Source organism: Pseudomonas sp. UV AK001 (assembly GCF_046097675.1).
GTDB lineage: Bacteria > Pseudomonadota > Gammaproteobacteria > Pseudomonadales > Pseudomonadaceae > Aquipseudomonas > Aquipseudomonas kribbensis.
In genome coordinates this window covers 213,130-228,780 of sequence record NZ_JBJUVZ010000009.1, presented here as the reverse complement: position 1 = coordinate 228,780, position 15,651 = coordinate 213,130, and the positions used below count along the sequence as shown (strand labels likewise).

The window sequence follows — 15,651 nt, the reverse complement described above, 5'->3', positions numbered from 1 at the left end:
CCCTCCTTACTCCGTGCAACTTGGATAAATAGTGCAGACGCGGCCATCAGGCATTTTGAATGTGCTGAAGTCGGTGTAATTGCCGTTGCAATAGGCATGCGGATCGTCATATCCATCACCCAGGCATCGCTTCCAGCCATTCGGAACTTTCACCCACGTATCCCCCCATCCGGGTTTCTCTTCCTCTGCCAAAGTAATCTTCATCTTCACTGTTTTGCCCGGCAGTTGATCAGCGCTAAAAGCCCCGAAGGTCTTGCCATAAGCTCGTGATCCCGAGGCATCGACTGTTCTGCAATCAAGGATCTTTCTGAGAATTCGCGGTTTACCCGAGGTGCGAAACCACCACTCACACTGACCATGGAACGTGCTTTCACCGGCTTCGTTGAAAACACCTTTGAACTGCTCCTCCAGATCATCGCGGATGAAAACCTTGGCTTCGTCTCCACCGAAATCGCCCCGTGTTTTGCCATAGCTCGAATTGATCTCCAGCTCGATTCGCCTCACGACCAACGGACACCCCTTAACCGTCTTGCGAATCGTGATTTCGGCATCCGGTTTGTAGTCCGTGCGCCACTTGCTGTTGAACACCGGCGCAAGGTTGTCGCGTCTGTCGAGGGTGCAGGTCTGGCCTTTTTCGGGTACGTAATAAACCGCCGCGACGTAGGCAAACCCCGGCGGCAAATCGGCAGTGAATTTGAAGGTGTTGGGCGGTTCGGTCCTGCAGCCTCCCAGTGCCGCGAAACAGCCGATCAGACCGAGGCTTTTGAGCGGAATTTTCATGAGGGCGTCTCCCCGTTCCAGTGCTTCGATAGCTGGTAAACCCGATCAAAGTGTTCATCCGGTGTTTCGTCCGGTCGGGCTTGCAAATGGGGTGCGAGATTCGGTGTTTGCAGGCTATGGATCAGCAAAAACTCCAGCCGCTCCGGTGCCAGCCAGCCCCAGGCTTGGGCCTGGGTCAGTCGTTCACGGAGCCAGATTTGCGGATCCTGTACGCCCGCCAGCGCGGAATAAGCCTGCACATGCCCGGCCAGCAGAAAGCGGTGGGCATTGGCCAGGCGAATCTCCATGGCTTGCTCGTCAGGCATCGGCAGTTGCAGCCACGGCGGCGTGTCCGGCACGGGGTAGCTGCCCGGCGCGGGGTTGTCGGTCATCTGCCAGTGCGAGCCCTGCCAATGGCAAACGCTGATCGCCGGCCCGAGATACGCCGGCAAAGCCTCCACCGGCAGATGTTCCAGCGCACGGGACAGCACCCGGTTGTCGTGAAAGCGGTACAGCGCCTGATGCGGACGGATGCCGATGATCAACCGCTCCTGCCAGTGCCTGACCCAGGCCTTCAGCTCGCCTTTGCCCAGGCTGGCCAACCATCCCCAATGGCTGTCCGGTCTGTCGAGCAGGGCGTCGAGACGGCGGTCATCGGGCTGGTCGAAGGTGAAGAGGAACGGGCCGGTGTCGGCCAGTTCGGCGACTGCGGTTTCGCCGTAGACGCTGGCGTATTGCTCGTAACGGCTGCTCTTCAGCCAGCGCTGGCGCATGTCGCGTTCGTTCTGCGAGTCGAGGACCAGGCACAGGCGGCAACCGGCTCGGTGTTGTTCGATCAGCCAGCGTCGTACAAGGGGGGCGGTCATGCGGCGGCCTCCGGGATCGGGCACAGACCCGCACGGCAGGCTTCGCAGATCGGGCAGAAATCCGCGCCCAGGTTTTTGCTGGCGGCCATCAGTGCCTGTTGCGAAGGGGCTACCAATGGCGGCAAAGGCGCAGGCGCCGACAGGTCTTCAATACCGTCGGGCTGCAACAGCGGGGCGCGCAGGAAGGGCGCGGGCACGCCGCCGATCAGCAGGTCGCTGCTGCCGAAAAGGCCGCTGTGATCGAGGACAAAATGCTCGCCACCGACTTTCAGACTGATGCTTTTTCCCGCCTCCAGTACCAGATGTTCGCCCGCGCTGAGGCACAGCTGTCCGGCGGCTTCGGTGGTCAGTGATTGACCGACCCGGGTGTGGCTGCTGTCGCCGACGTGCAGGTAGTCGCTGGCCTTGAGATGGGTCTTGCGATGACCGGTGACGAGGCGGTGTTCTTCCGCGTGCAGCGCGCTGAAACTGTTGCCCCTGATGGTTTCCCGGCGTTGGTTGCCGATGTCCAGATGACTGTCGTTCTCGACCTTCTGTCGCAGGTCGCGCTGGGCGCGCAGGTAAATCTGCTCCTGGCCCGCGCGGTCTTCGATCATCAACTCGTTGAAGCCCGTGCTGCCCGGCGAACTGCGGGAGCGAAACACGCTGCGGGTCTTGTGCGTCGGCAACTCGTAGGGCACCGGGTTGGCGCTGTTCGCCAGGCAACCGCTGATCACCGGACGGTCGGGGTCGCCGTGGAGAAAAGTCACCAGTACTTCCATGCCCACGCGCGGGATGATCACGCTGCCGTGGGCATTGCCGGCCCAACCCGAGGCCACGCGCAGCCAGCAACTGCTCTTGTCGTTGTGGCGGCCTTCGCGATCCCAGAAGAACTGCACCTTGACCCGGCCGTACGGGTCGCAATGGATGTCTTCGCCTTCCGGGCCGGTGACCACGGCGGTCTGGGTCGAGCCGATGCGGGGTTTGCGAAAGCGTAACGGCGGTCGATGGATCGCCTCCCAGGGCGTTGCCGTGAAGTGGTTGCGGTAGCCCTGGATGAAGTCCTTCTCAGGATCGGCTGACGCATGGTCAGCGGTTTCCTCCAGCACTTGCGGTTGTTTGCCTTCATGGCGGATTTCGGTCAGCAGCCACAAGTCGTTCAATGCCGGATCGGGATGTTCGGTCAGTGACAGAAAATGCCCCGACACCAGCGCCGGTTCATTGCTGCCACCTTCGCCCAGGCAGGCATCGGCACGGTGACGTTCCAGCGCTCGCTGGGCCAGCCGCTTGCCGTGCTCGCGATCGAGGTAGCGTCCCGGATATTCGTAAACCCCGGGATCGGGCTGGAGGTGCCGATCGGGATTGCGGGCATCCGCTTCCAGCAACATTCGTGCTTTTTTAAAGTCGTAGGCGCGGCTGGAGACGTGGTTGGGCCGGGTTTCGAGCCGATAGTCGAATCGCTGAATCACCGGCCTGTCAGCCACCATGGCGTTGTGCGGTTTAAAGCGTGTTGGCCGTGAGAGGCGGGGAAACACGGTCTGGTCGTCGCCAAAGACCAGCAGGTGTCGGTCGCGGCTGTGCCGGAAGTGGTAATGCAAGCCGTCTTCCTGGCACAGGCGCTGAATGAAGTGCAGGTCGGACTCGTTGTACTGCACGCAATATTCACGATCCGGCAACGGGTGGCCGAGCTGGAACCGGTAGCGATCGGCGTGGATGCAATGTTCTTCGAGAATCTGCGCGATGATTCGCGCAACGCTCAGGTTCTGGAAAATCCGCTGATTGACGCGATGGCGCAGATTGGCCAGGCAAGGGGCGAGGGTCAGGCTGTATCGCGTCAACCGTTCGCCGATATTGCCGCGGCCGATGTGCTGGATCTGTCCGTGTATGCCGTGGCCGTGGTCATCGAAGGCAAGAAAGGCCTGTTGATGCATCAGGCCTGCAAGATCGGCATCCGGTCTGGTGCCGACCAGCTCGACCTTGAAGGCAAACGGCTCACTGATGGTTTCGCTGCCGCTGAAGGACAGCACTTGAAAATCGTGTTTAAAGTCGTCGATCGTAAGGCGAAAGCGTGCATTGGCATTGAACATCCGTTGTTCCTCGTCCTGTGACGGATTCGGAACAACGCTAACAAGGTGAGCCGGGAAATGATGTCGGACGTTTCCCAATAAAATCGGTTGAAGATCCCGCCCTACAAGGCCTTGGCTTTGGTCCTACATCTTTTCCCTACAAGGTTTCGCGAAGATTCTGCTGTGGGTATCAGTTGAAGGAAATGCAGAAATAGCCCAACTGCGGATCCCGCCCCATCGCCGGCACCCGTGACACGAAAATATCCTCCACCCGGCCGAACTCCGGCAGCTCCAGTGCGCACAGACCGTCGACAAACTCGGTCGGCTCCAGGCTGTTGAATTCGAGGCAGAACGGCATGCGTTCGCTGTGGCGCATTTTTGCCGACGGGATTTCTTCAAGGTGAGCGAGTTGAATCGGCAGCGCCGTGCCATCCGGCAGGTGCAGCGTGCGTTGTTGCCCCAGCAACGGCTGGAGGTGTTCGATCTGAACCGATTGCAGCATGGTCTGACTCCAGAGAAAAAACGAAACGTCCGGGGGCGCGGGGCCCCCGGACGATTGCTCAGTTGCGCGACGGAAAGAGACCGTTCAGGGCAACGCTGAAGTTGAGGACCAGGAAGGGGTTCATGATGCCCAGCGGCTGGCTGCCGCCGGTGGAGGAAATGTCGCCGGTGACGGTGGTGGTCACTCCTTTGAGTGGCACCGGCGTGGCGCCCTGGGCGTCGGAATAGATATTCGCCGAACCGGGGCCGCCGCTGGAGGCACCGATGTAGGAATTGGTGGCAGTCGGTACAGTCGCCGGATTGCTGGCGGGTACCGCCAGCGACAAGGCCGTGTTGGCGGTGAGACCGGTCATTGCGTGGGTGTGGTTGGGCATGTTGGCAATGGTGGCGGTGACGCTTTCCGTGCCGGCCACCTGACCGATGACGCGCGGCGTCAGGCCCAGACCGTTGCCCTGGGCCATTGGCACGCGGCCCTGCAGGTTGGGCAACTGAAAGTTGGTCGTGCCGTTGCCGCCGTAGTAAGTGCCCAGTAACGCAAACAGCGCGTTGTATTGCGCAATGGAAAGGATCTGTCCATTACACAGGGCCCAGCCACTGGGAGCGAAGTTGAAGGCGAACGGTTGAATCGTACCCATAAAGACTTCCATGGTTCCTCATCCTTCTGTTATGTGGTTGGCGCGCCGCGCGTTAGCCTGTGTTGCCGGGCAGGTCGAAACGTTTTACTGACGCCTTCCATTTGCGCGGGCAGGTCACGCCAAGCCGTAGCGTAGACCCGGATCGGCGGACTTGCCGGACGTCGTCGCGGCCGCGCGTCGGCTTCGGCTCTGGCCTACAGTGTGCGCAATGAATGGCGCTGTTTTTTACTCGGAATACCGTAAGGGAAGGTTGATGGAAGCGCGTCGCGAGACTCCGCTGGGGGATACCCAGGACCCGTTTGCCGCACCGAATGCCGGTGTCCGGCGTCTGCTGCGCTGGGTTCGCCAGCAGTGGCTGATACCGATTTTGCTGTTGGCGACCGTCGTGCGGTTTTATGACCTGACCGCCGCCGCGATCTGGGGTGACGAAGGCTCCAGCCTGCTGCTGGCGCGCTATACGCTGGGCGGTATCTGGGAGCACGCCGCGTTCGATGTGCATCCGCCGTTGTACTTCATGCTGCTGCATGGCTGGATAGGACTGTTTGGCGAAGGGATCCTGTCGATCCGCAGCCTCAGTGCCCTGGCCGGCATCGCTACGGTCGGCCTGGGTATGTGCCTGGTCGATCGTCTGGCGACCCGCCGCGCCGCGATCATCGCCGGGGTACTGCTGGCGCTGTTGCCGACGGCGGTGCGCTACAGCCAGGAAGTGCGCATGTACTCGCTGCTCGGCCTGTTGCTGGTCGGCACCACTCTGGCGTTGATCTGCTGGGTCAGACGCCCGCAGCGCCGACGGTATCTGGTGATTTATGCGCTGCTGATGAGCGCCGCGTTGTACACCCACTACTTCGCGGTGCTGGCGGCGCTGAGCCACTGGCTGTACCTGGGGCTGATCCGCCTGCTGCCGGGCTATCGCCTGCGGCATATCCAGCGCAAGGACTGGTGGCTGGCCAATCTGGCGATTGTCGCACTCTACCTGCCGTGGCTGCCGAACCTGCTCGATCTGACGCAACACATGGAAGAGCTCAAGGTCGGTGGCGATGTGGGCTGGGAAGATCCGGTGACCCTGTCCTCGCTGCCGTCGATGATCTGGCTGTGGCTGATCCAGAACGAGGGAGATCATCTTCCGCTATTGCTGTTCTGCGGCATGCCGCTGGCGATGCTGGCGCTGGCGGGCGTGGCCGTCGCCCGCGACCGCAGCGTGAACCATGGCAGCGTGTTGCTGGCGCTCTATACCGGTGTGCCGTTGTTTCTGGTGTTCGCGGTGTCGTTCATCAGCCCGGTGTTCATCGAGCGCTATCTGACGGCCTATGCGTTGGGCCTGCCGATGCTGGCGGCGCTGGCCATCGACCGTTTGTACAGCCGAGTTCGCGTATTGGCGCTGGCGGTGCTGGTGGCGTTTGTCGGAATCGAAATGGTCGGGGTGAACACCAACGCCACGGTCGATCCGAATGACCAGTTCAATGTCATGGTCGATCACGTCAACCACCACTTCGTCAGCGGCGACCGGATCGTCACCAGCGACATGCTCTGGTACCTGAGCTACGTCTACTACAACCGCACGGATGCGCAAATCCGCTTGTATACGCCGCCTGCCGCCGACGGGCGATCGACGCGTCCGAACCACTACGGCTTCGGCACACTGGTGTCCGATGAGGTTTATCTGGATCGTCTCGCCGATCTGCCGAAGGACAGTTCCCGGGTCTGGCTGATCGGTGACCTGGACCCGGAAGTCGCGGACCCGTTCCTGCCTCTGCCCAAGACCTGGCAGATGCGTGAGCAGTCCAATGCTGGCGGGGCGAAAGCGCGACTTTTCGTTCTGGAAAAGGACGATCGTACCAACGGGGATTGACTTAAACGCTTCACCTTACTGTTCGCGATAAGAAATGGTCTAACAAGTCCGTTTTGCTCTATGTTGATGTCAAAACACTACTAGTCGAAAGGGTATTGTTGGACTACGCTCGTCGGACAAAAGGACTTACAAAGTAAGGTGAAGGGATTGCAGCAGTTCCACTTTATCTCCGGCTTGCCGCGCTCGGGCTCGACCCTCCTTTCTGCGATCCTTTTGCAGAATCCGCGCTTCCATGCCGGCATGACCAGCCCGGTCGGCGCACTGTTTTCCGGTGTCCTTGAACAGTGCAGCGCCGGCAGCGAATTCGGCGCGGTGATCGACACCGACATGCGCCGTCGCCTGCTGCGCGGCCTGTTCGATTCCTACTACGCCGACAAGGCCGACAAACCTGTGGTGTTCGACACCAACCGGCAGTGGAGCTCGCGCCTGCCGGCCATCAGCGATCTGTTCCCCAAAGCCAAGGTCATCGCCTGCGTGCGCAACGTCGCCTGGGTGATGGACAGCCTGGAGCGGCTCTACCGCGCCAACCCCTACGAAAACACCAAGCTGTTCGGCGATGCCGTCGAGCGCAACACCGTCTACAGCCGCTGCGAAACCCTGGCCCAGCGCAACCGCCTGGTGGGATTCGCCTGGGCAGCGCTGAAGGAAGCCTATTACGGCGAGCACGCCGATTCGCTGTTGATCGTCGATTACGACTTGCTGACCCAGGCCCCGGAGCGCGTGCTGCGGCTGGTCTACGACTTCATCGGCGAGCCGTGGTTCGAGCACGATTTCGAGCACCTGGCCTATGACGCGCCGGAGTTCGACCAGGCCCTGGGTGTGGCCGGCCTGCACAAGGTCAAACCCAAGGTCGCCCTGCAGTCCCGGCGCACGATTCTGCCGCCGGACCTGTTCAAGCAATACGCCGATCTGTCCTTTTGGCTCGATGGCTCAGCCAGCGCTGCCAATGTGATTCGTATGAAGTCCGACGCCGCGATCAGTTGATCGCGGCGTTTTTCATTGATGCGTTTACAACTGTTCGAGTCCGGGTGAGCAACATGTGGTGGAGCAAGCAAAAGTCGCGGGTAACCGAGGGCCAACGGACGCTGGCTGCGCCGCTGATCATGTCGCTGGAACCGCGCATGCTGTTCGACGGTGCTGTCGCGGCCACCGTGGCCGATACCGCTGCGGCCCAGCCCGACAGCCACCCCACTGCCGATGCGGCCAAGGCGCCGACCGCCGATCATCCGGTGGCGAGCAAGGACACTCACGGCCAGGCCGATGCCACGCCGGCTGCCAGCCCTGTGGCGGTGCCGGGCCAGGCTGTGGTGTTCGTCGATGCCCGGGTCAAGGATGCCGACAGCCTGCTCAAAGGCGTCGCCCCCGGTACGCAAGTGGTCAAGCTCGATGCGAGCAAGGACGGCTTGCAGCAGATCGCCGATTACCTGGATCAGCATCAGGGCATCAGTACCGTGGAAATCATCGCCCACGGCAACGCCGGTGACCTGTGGCTCGGCAACAGCTATTTGTCGGCGGACAACGTCGCACAACGCAGCGCCGTGCTGGCGGAAATCGGCAAGGACATGAACGTTGGTGGCGACATCCTCATTTACGGCTGCTACACCGCCGAGGGTGATCGTGGCCTGAGCTTCGTCGATTCGCTGGCGCAACTGACCGGCCGCGACGTGGCGGCGTCGAACAACCGCACTGGCGTGGGCGGCGACTGGGATCTGGAGATCGCCACCGGCAAGATCGAGAGCGCCAACGTGTTGTCGGCCCTGTCGATGAGCGAATACCAGTGGGGCCTCGCCACCTGGACCGCCACCAACAATGCGAACACCGGGGTCGGCTCGCTGCGCGCAGCGCTGGCGTCGGCGCAAAACGGCGACATCGTGACCTTCAGCACCGGCATGACGGTGCAGCTCACCTCGGAACTGTTGATCAACAAGAACATCACGGTTGATGGCGACCTGAACAACGACGGCGTCGCCGACGTTACCCTCGACGGCCAGTACAAGACCCGGGTGGTGGAAATCACTTCCGGCAGCACCGTGACCCTCGACGGTCTGGTGATTACCCGGGGCCTGGTCTCGGGCAACGGCGGCAATGGTGGCTACGGCGCGACCGGGGCCATGGGCGGCGGGATATTCAACGCCGGCATCCTCACACTGAACAACGTCTCGGTCACCGGCAACGCGGCAGCGGGCGGTGGCGGCGGCGGGGGTGTCACGGGCGCCAACTACGGCGGCGGTGGTGGCGGTGGCGGTGGCCTCGGCGGTCAGGGTGGCGGTCATGGCGGCACGGCCGGGCCGGGCACCGGCACGCTGGGTGGCCAGGCCGGCAGCGGCGGTGTCGGCGGCTACGGCGGTGGCTACGATGCGACCCACATGGGCGGTCGTGGCGGCTCCACCATCGGCGGCGCCGGTGGTGTCGGCGTGTCCTATTACAGTAACGGCGGCAATGGCGGCACCGCGAACAATGGCACGATTTCCATTGGCGGCGGCGGTGGCGGCTCCGGCTGGGACAAGGTCGGCGGCGTCGGCGGCAACGCGGCCGGCGGCATTTACAACGCCTCCACCGGCACCCTGAAAATCGTCGGCACCTCGGTCATCAGCAACAACATCGGCGCGGGCGGCGGTGGTGGCGGCGGCAGTGGCCAGGGCAGCAACAACCTCAATGGCGGCGACGGCGGGCGGGGTGTCGGCGCGATCTGGAACCAGGGCGGCACGGTCCTGATCACGGCCTCCAACTTCAGCGCCATCAGCGGTAACGCGGCGGGCAGCGGCTCCGGCGGCTCAGAGCTGGGTGGTGGCGTGACGGGCTCTGTACCTTTGGCCTTCGCGGCGATCTACAACAACGGCGGCACCCTCAACACCGCTTATGTTGAACCGCCGACCGCCACCATCGTGATGTCGGACACGGCGCTGAAAATCGGCGAAACCTCGCTGGTGACCATCACCTTCAGCCGCGCAGTCACCGGTTTCACCAACGCCGACCTGACCATCGCCAACGGCACGCTGACATCGGTCAGCAGCAGCGACGGCGGCCTGACCTGGACCGCGACTTTCACCCCGACCAACAACATCACCGACGCCACCAACCTGATCACCCTCGACAACACCGGGGTGACCGCGATCAGCGACGGCGTGGCGGGCGTCGGCACGACCAGTTCCGTCAACTACGCCATCGACACCGCGCGGCCAACCGTGACCATCGTGATGTCCGACACGGCGTTGAAGATCGGCGATACCTCGCTGGTGACCTTCACGTTCAGCGAAGCGGTGACCGGTTTCACCAACGCCGACCTGACCATCGCCAACGGCACGCTGAGCGCAGTGAGCAGTAGCGACGGCGGCATCACCTGGACCGGGACCTTCACCCCGACAGCGAGCATCACCGACACCACCAACCTGATCTCCCTGGACAACACCGGTATCGCCGACCTGGCCGGCAACGCCGGCAGCGGCACCACGGATTCGCCCAACTACGTAATCGATACCGTGCGGCCGACCGCGACCATTGTCGTGGCCGACAGCAATTTGGCGGTGGGCGAAACCTCGCTGGTGACCATCACCTTCAGCGAAGCGGTCAGCGGTTTCACCACCGCCGACCTGACGGTGGCCAACGGCACCCTGACCGGCCTGAGCAGCAGCGACGGCGGCATCACCTGGACCGCCACGCTCACGCCGACCAACAACATCACCGACACCACCAACCTGGTCACCCTGGACAACACCGGGGTCGTCGATCTGGCCGGCAACGCTGGCAGCGGCACTACCAACTCCAACAACTACGCCATCGATACCGCGCGGCCGACCGCGACCATCGTGGTGGCCGACAACAACCTGAAGATCGGCGAAACCTCGCTGGTGACCATCACCTTCAGCGAAGCGGTGACCGGTTTCACCAACGCCGACCTGACCATCGCCAATGGTACGCTGACAGCGGTCAGCAGCAGCGACGGTGGCATCACCTGGACGGCCACGTTCACGCCGACTGCCAGCATCACTGACGCGACCAACCTGATCACGCTGAACAATACCGGCATCGCTGACCTGAACGGCAACGCCGGTGTCGGCACCACCGATTCGAACAATTACGCCATCGACACCCAGCGTCCGACCGCGACCATTGTCTTGTCCGATAACGCGCTGAAAATCGGCGAAACCTCCGTAGTGACCATCACCTTCAGTGAAGCAGTGACCGGTTTCACCAACGCCGACCTGACGATTGCCAACGGCACGCTCAGCGCGGTGAGCAGCAGCGACGGCGGTATCACCTGGACGGCGACGTTCACACCGACCAGCAACATCACCGATGCGACCAACGTCATCACCCTGGACCAGACCGGCGTCTCGGATCTGTCCGGCAACGCCGGCAGCGGCACTGTGGACTCCGGCAACTACGCCATCGATACCCAGCGTCCGACCGCGACCATCGTGGTTGCCGACAGCACCCTCACGGCCGGCGAAACGACGCTGGTGACCTTCACCTTCAGTGAAGCGGTGACCGGTTTCAGCAACGCCGACATCGCGGTTGCCAACGGCACCCTGACGGCGGTGAGCAGCAGCGACGGCGGCATCACCTGGACCGCAACCTTCACGCCGAACGTGGGCGTCAACGACGCGACCAACCTGATCACGCTGGCCAACACCGGCATCACCGACCTGGCCGGCAACGCCGGCAGCGGCACCACCAACTCCAACAACTACACCATCGACACCGTGGTGCCGACCGCGACCATCATCGTGTCCGACCCCAGTCTGAAAGTCGGCGAGTCCTCATTGGTGACCATCACCTTCAGCGAGGCGGTGACCGGTTTTACCAACGCCGACCTGACCATCGCCAACGGCACGCTGAGCGCGGTCAGCAGCAGCGACGGCGGTATCACCTGGACGGCAACGTTCACGCCGACCACCAACATTACCGACGCCACCAACCTGATCACGCTGGACAACTCCGGGGTTCAAAACCTGTCGGGCAACGCCGGCATCGGCACCACCGATTCGAACAATTACTCGATCGACACTCAGCGTCCGACCGCCACCATCGTGGTCGCCGACACGGCACTGGGCGTCGGCCAGACCTCACTGGTGACCATCACTTTCAGCGAAGCGGTGACCGGTTTCACCAACGCCGACCTGATCATCGCCAACGGTACGCTGAGCGCGGTGAGCAGCAGCGATGGCGGCATCACCTGGACCGCCACGTTTACGCCGGCGGCGGGGATCACCGATACCACCAACGTCATCACCCTGGACAACACCGGCATTGCCGATCTGGCGGGTAACCTCGGCAGCGGCACCACCGATTCCAACAACTACGCCGTCGACAGCCAGCGGCCGACGGCGACCATCGTCATGACCGACAGTGACCTGCGTCCCGGGGAAACTTCGCTGGTGACCATCACCTTCAGCGAAGCCGTGACCGGATTCGACAATTCCGACCTGAGCGTCGCCAACGGCACTCTGAGCAATGTCTCGTCGAGCGACGGCGGCATCACCTGGACGGCCACGTTTACGCCGAACATTGGCATCACCGACCTCACCAACCTGATTGTCCTGAACAACACCGGCATCACCGACCTGGCCGGCAACACGGGCACCGGCACCACCAGTTCGGCCAACTATCAGATTCATACCCAGGTGCCGACCGCCACCATCGTGGTTGCCGACACGTCGCTCAGGGCCGGGGAAACCTCGCTGGTGACCATCACCTTCAGCGAAGCGGTGAGCGGTTTCGACAACAGTGACCTGACCATCGCCAACGGCACGCTGACCAACGTCAGCAGCAGCGACGGCGGTATCACCTGGACCGCGACGTTCATCCCGACCGCCAATGTCACCGACGCCACCAACCTGATCACCCTGAACAACGCCGGGGTGGCCAACCTGTCGGGCAACAGTGGCGTCGGCACCACCGATTCCAACAACTTCGCCATCGACACCGCGCTGCCGACCGCCACCATCGTGGTCGCCGACAATCGCCTGGGCATCGGTGAAACCACCACCGTGACCATTACCTTCAGCGAAGCGGTGAGCGGGTTCGATCTGTCGGACATCAGCGTCGCCAACGGTGCGCTGTCGAACCTGACCAGCAGCGACGGCGGCGTGACCTGGACCGCGACCCTGACACCGACTGCCGGCATCAACGACGCGACCAACCTGATCGTCCTCGACACCGCCGGCGTTCAGGATCTGGCCGGCAACGCCGGGGCGAGCATTGCCATTTCCAACAACTACATCCTTGATGCGACGCGGCCGACGGTGAACATCGTGGTCGCCAACCCGCACCTGGGCATCGGCCAGACCACCACGGTGACTTTCACCTTCAGCGAGGCAGTGAGCAATTTCGACCTGTCGGACCTGAGCGTGACCAACGGGGACCTGAGCAACCTGAGCAGCAGCGATGGTGGCAAGACCTGGACCGCAACCTTCACGCCGACCGCGAATGTCACCGACCCCAGCAACTTCATTGCCCTGGACACCAGCAACGTAACCGACCTGGCGGGCAACGCCGGCAGCACGGTGGCGGTGTCGAACAACTACGCCCTCGACAGTGAGCGGCCGACTGCCACGGTGGTGGTCGCCAATCCGAACCTGGGTGTCGGCCAGACCTCGCAAGTGATCATCACCTTCAATGAAGCGGTGACCGGTTTCGACCTGTCGGACCTCAGCGTGGCCAACGGCACCCTGTCCAACCTGAGCAGCAGCGACGGCGGCAAGACCTGGACCGCGACCCTGACGCCGAACGCCAACGTCAACAGCGCCAGCAACGCGATCAGCGTCAACAGTGCCGGGGTCAGCGATCTGTCGGGCAACAGCGGCAGCGGGATCAGCCAGTCCGGCAACTACGTGATCAACACGGTGCCGGTGGTTGTACCTCCGGTGACACCGACATCACCGCTGGTGGTGGTATCGCCGGATCCGGAGTTCCGCATCGACGTTCCGGTCGTTGCGCCGCCGCTGCCCGATGTGCCGCTGCAACCGGTCATCTTTGCGCCACCCACCGGCGATCTCGGTTCACCGCTGAGCTTCCCGCCGCTGTTCGAGCAGCGGGTGATCGGCAATGGCATCCGTCCGCTGGGCGACATCTTCATCAACCACGGTGCGTTGAGCCCGAGCTTCATTGCCCAGGTGTTCACCAGCAGCGACAGCGGCGGTGATGGTTCCGGCCATGGCTTCCTCGGTTTCGGTGGGGGTGATGGCGGGGTGTTCGGCATCAGCACGCTGTCGAGCCTGTTCAACCAGGACAGCGCCGCCGAGCGGGATTCGCTGAATGCCTTCGACCGTCATTCGATCAAGGGCGGCGATATTTCCCAAGGCCTGCGCGGTGTGTTCGGCGCGCCGACCCTGGGCCAGCAACTGCAAGAGATCAAGGACAGCGAGCAGCACCGGGTGGACAACTTGGCGGCGGCTCTGCAACAGGTCGGCATCAGCGAAATTCCGGCCTGACAACACACAACAACTCAATATGTGCGGGACCTAGGGGCGATCCAGGGATGAAGAAAAGTCAGAAGTTGTTCGGCGCCAGCCTGCTGGCGCTGGCGATCAGCGGATGTGCAGTCACCAGTGAACCGATCGAACGCAGTGTCAGCGAACAACGGGCCAAATCTGACCTGCAAACCATGTACAAGGGCCAGGAACCGTTGCGCGGTCCGCTGACCCTGCACCAGGCCATGGCCCGCGCGGTGAAATACAACCTCGAAGGACGCCTGAAGATCATGGAGGAAGCGCTGGCCAAGCGGCAGCTCGACCTCGCCAGTTTCGACATGCTGCCGCGCATGGCGCTGGACGCCGGTTACGTCGGGCGCAACAACGTCAGCGCCTCCAGCAGCCAGAGCGTACGCACCGGCACCCAGTCCCTGGAACCGTCGACCTCCCAGGACCGCGACCGCAACGTCGCCGACCTGACCATGGTCTGGAACGTTCTCGATTTCGGCGTCAGCTACATCAACGCCAAGCAGCAGGGCGACCAGCGTCTGATCGTCCAGGAACGCCGGCGCAAGGTGATCAACACCATCGTTCAGGACGTGCGCTCGGCCTATTGGCGGGCGATGGCGGCCGAGCGTCTGCTCAAGCAGATCGACAGCCTGATGGCGCGGGTCGATGCGGCCCGGCGCAACAGCGAAAGCATGAGCGAACAGCGCATCGGCGATCCGGTACAGTCCCTCGGCTATCAGCGTTCGCTGATCGAAGCCACCCGGCAACTGGAAGAGCAGCGTCGCGCGCTGTCACTGGCGAAGACCGAGCTGGCGACCCTGATCAACCTGCCGATGGGCACCAACCTGACCCTGGCCACCGACGACGGTTATCAGATCCCGGAACTCAAGGTCGATATCGCCAAACTGGAACAGGAAGCCCTGACCAGTCGCCCGGAACTGCGCGAGCAGGATTACCAGACCCGGATCAGCGCCGCCGAAACCCGCAAGGCGATGCTGCGCATGCTGCCGGGCCTGGAGTTTTCCGCCGGCGGACACTACGACAGCAACTCGTTCCTGGTGAACGACCGCTGGGCCGACTATGGCGTGAAAGTGACCTGGAACCTGTTCAACGTGATCTCCGCCCCGGCGGCCATCGACGTGGCCAAGGCCGGCGAAGAAGTCGCCACCGCACGCCGTCAGGCCATGTCGATTGCGGTGCTGGCGCAGTTGTACGTGGCCAACGCCAACTATCAGGAGGCGCTGCGTCAGTTCAAGACCAACCAGCAACTGTCGGACATCGACGGGCAAATCGTCGGTCAGTTGCGCAACCGTCATCAGGCGGCGGGCATCGGCGAACTGGATCTGATCCAGGGTGAACTGAACAACCTCCAGGCCGACTTGCGCCGTGACCTGTCCTACGCTGATCTGCGCAATGCCTATGGCCAGATCTTCGCCAGTGCCGGCCTCGATCCGCTGCCGGATCAGGTGCAGTCGACCGAGGTGCAGTCGATCGCCACGGCGCTGGCCAACCGCGAAGCGGCGTGGGCCTCGGGGGATATTTCGGTGCCGGTGGCCCATGCCGCAGCCAAGTGAG

General features: G+C 62.8%; 9 protein-coding genes. 4 read left to right on the top strand and 5 right to left on the bottom strand.

The window, feature by feature from the left end:
- Positions 1 to 6 precede the first annotated feature (6 nt).
- The 5 genes from ACKLNA_RS23340 to ACKLNA_RS23320 all read right to left on the bottom strand — a co-directional run bounded on the left by ACKLNA_RS23340 (position 7) and on the right by ACKLNA_RS23320 (position 4,818).
- Positions 7 to 780, bottom strand: coding sequence for a hypothetical protein (locus ACKLNA_RS23340; protein ID WP_408987227.1), 774 nt, complete (start codon positions 778 to 780; stop codon positions 7 to 9).
- Positions 777 to 1,625 carry a DUF4123 domain-containing protein gene (locus ACKLNA_RS23335; protein ID WP_408987226.1) on the bottom strand — a complete coding sequence of 283 codons (849 nt, stop codon included), beginning with the start codon at positions 1,623 to 1,625 and terminating at the stop codon, positions 777 to 779. Before ACKLNA_RS23335 ends, ACKLNA_RS23340 begins: the two co-directional genes overlap by 4 nt.
- On the bottom strand, positions 1,622 to 3,691 hold the full coding sequence (locus ACKLNA_RS23330; RefSeq protein ID WP_408987225.1) for a type VI secretion system tip protein VgrG: 2,070 nt from the start codon (positions 3,689 to 3,691) through the stop codon (positions 1,622 to 1,624). Before ACKLNA_RS23330 ends, ACKLNA_RS23335 begins: the two co-directional genes overlap by 4 nt.
- Positions 3,692 to 3,860: 169 nt before the next feature.
- Entirely contained in the window at positions 3,861 to 4,172 is a 312-nt protein-coding gene (locus tag ACKLNA_RS23325; RefSeq protein ID WP_085733414.1) for a DUF6916 family protein, read from the bottom strand.
- Between the two features lie 58 nt (positions 4,173 to 4,230).
- Positions 4,231 to 4,818 carry a phage tail protein gene (locus ACKLNA_RS23320; protein WP_408987224.1) on the bottom strand — a complete coding sequence of 196 codons (588 nt, stop codon included), beginning with the start codon at positions 4,816 to 4,818 and terminating at the stop codon, positions 4,231 to 4,233.
- Positions 4,819 to 5,059: 241 nt separating this feature from the next.
- On the opposite strand from ACKLNA_RS23320, the gene ACKLNA_RS23315 reads away from it, so the two are divergent.
- The 4 genes from ACKLNA_RS23315 (at position 5,060) to ACKLNA_RS23300 (ending at position 15,650) form a co-directional block, all read left to right on the top strand.
- Positions 5,060 to 6,655 carry a glycosyltransferase family 39 protein gene (locus ACKLNA_RS23315; RefSeq protein WP_408987223.1) on the top strand — a complete coding sequence of 532 codons (1,596 nt, stop codon included), beginning with the start codon at positions 5,060 to 5,062 and terminating at the stop codon, positions 6,653 to 6,655.
- A gap of 138 nt (positions 6,656 to 6,793) precedes the next feature.
- Positions 6,794 to 7,639, top strand: a complete 846-nt coding sequence (locus ACKLNA_RS23310) for a sulfotransferase (protein ID WP_085712623.1) — start codon at positions 6,794 to 6,796, stop codon at positions 7,637 to 7,639.
- A gap of 53 nt (positions 7,640 to 7,692) precedes the next feature.
- On the top strand, positions 7,693 to 14,088 hold the full coding sequence (locus tag ACKLNA_RS23305) for an Ig-like domain-containing protein (protein WP_408987222.1): 6,396 nt from the start codon (positions 7,693 to 7,695) through the stop codon (positions 14,086 to 14,088).
- 47 nt (positions 14,089 to 14,135) lie between these two features.
- Complete coding sequence (locus ACKLNA_RS23300; RefSeq protein WP_119428544.1) at positions 14,136 to 15,650, top strand: TolC family protein; 1,515 nt, start codon at positions 14,136 to 14,138, stop codon at positions 15,648 to 15,650.
- Position 15,651: the final 1 nt, after the last annotated feature.

Excerpts from the sequence above, each read along its gene's own strand:
- ACKLNA_RS23330 (WP_408987225.1), bottom strand. The coding sequence starts at position 3,691 with ATGTTCAATGCCAATGCACGCTTTCGCCTTACGATCGACGACTTTAAA.
- ACKLNA_RS23340 (WP_408987227.1), bottom strand. The coding sequence starts at position 780 with ATGAAAATTCCGCTCAAAAGCCTCGGTCTGATCGGCTGTTTCGCGGCA.
- ACKLNA_RS23305 (WP_408987222.1), top strand. The coding sequence starts at position 7,693 with ATGTGGTGGAGCAAGCAAAAGTCGCGGGTAACCGAGGGCCAACGGACG.
- ACKLNA_RS23335 (WP_408987226.1), bottom strand. The coding sequence starts at position 1,625 with ATGACCGCCCCCCTTGTACGACGCTGGCTGATCGAACAACACCGAGCC.
- ACKLNA_RS23325 (WP_085733414.1), bottom strand. The coding sequence starts at position 4,172 with ATGCTGCAATCGGTTCAGATCGAACACCTCCAGCCGTTGCTGGGGCAA.
- ACKLNA_RS23315 (WP_408987223.1), top strand. The coding sequence starts at position 5,060 with ATGGAAGCGCGTCGCGAGACTCCGCTGGGGGATACCCAGGACCCGTTT.
- ACKLNA_RS23300 (WP_119428544.1), top strand. The coding sequence starts at position 14,136 with ATGAAGAAAAGTCAGAAGTTGTTCGGCGCCAGCCTGCTGGCGCTGGCG.
- ACKLNA_RS23320 (WP_408987224.1), bottom strand. The coding sequence starts at position 4,818 with ATGGAAGTCTTTATGGGTACGATTCAACCGTTCGCCTTCAACTTCGCT.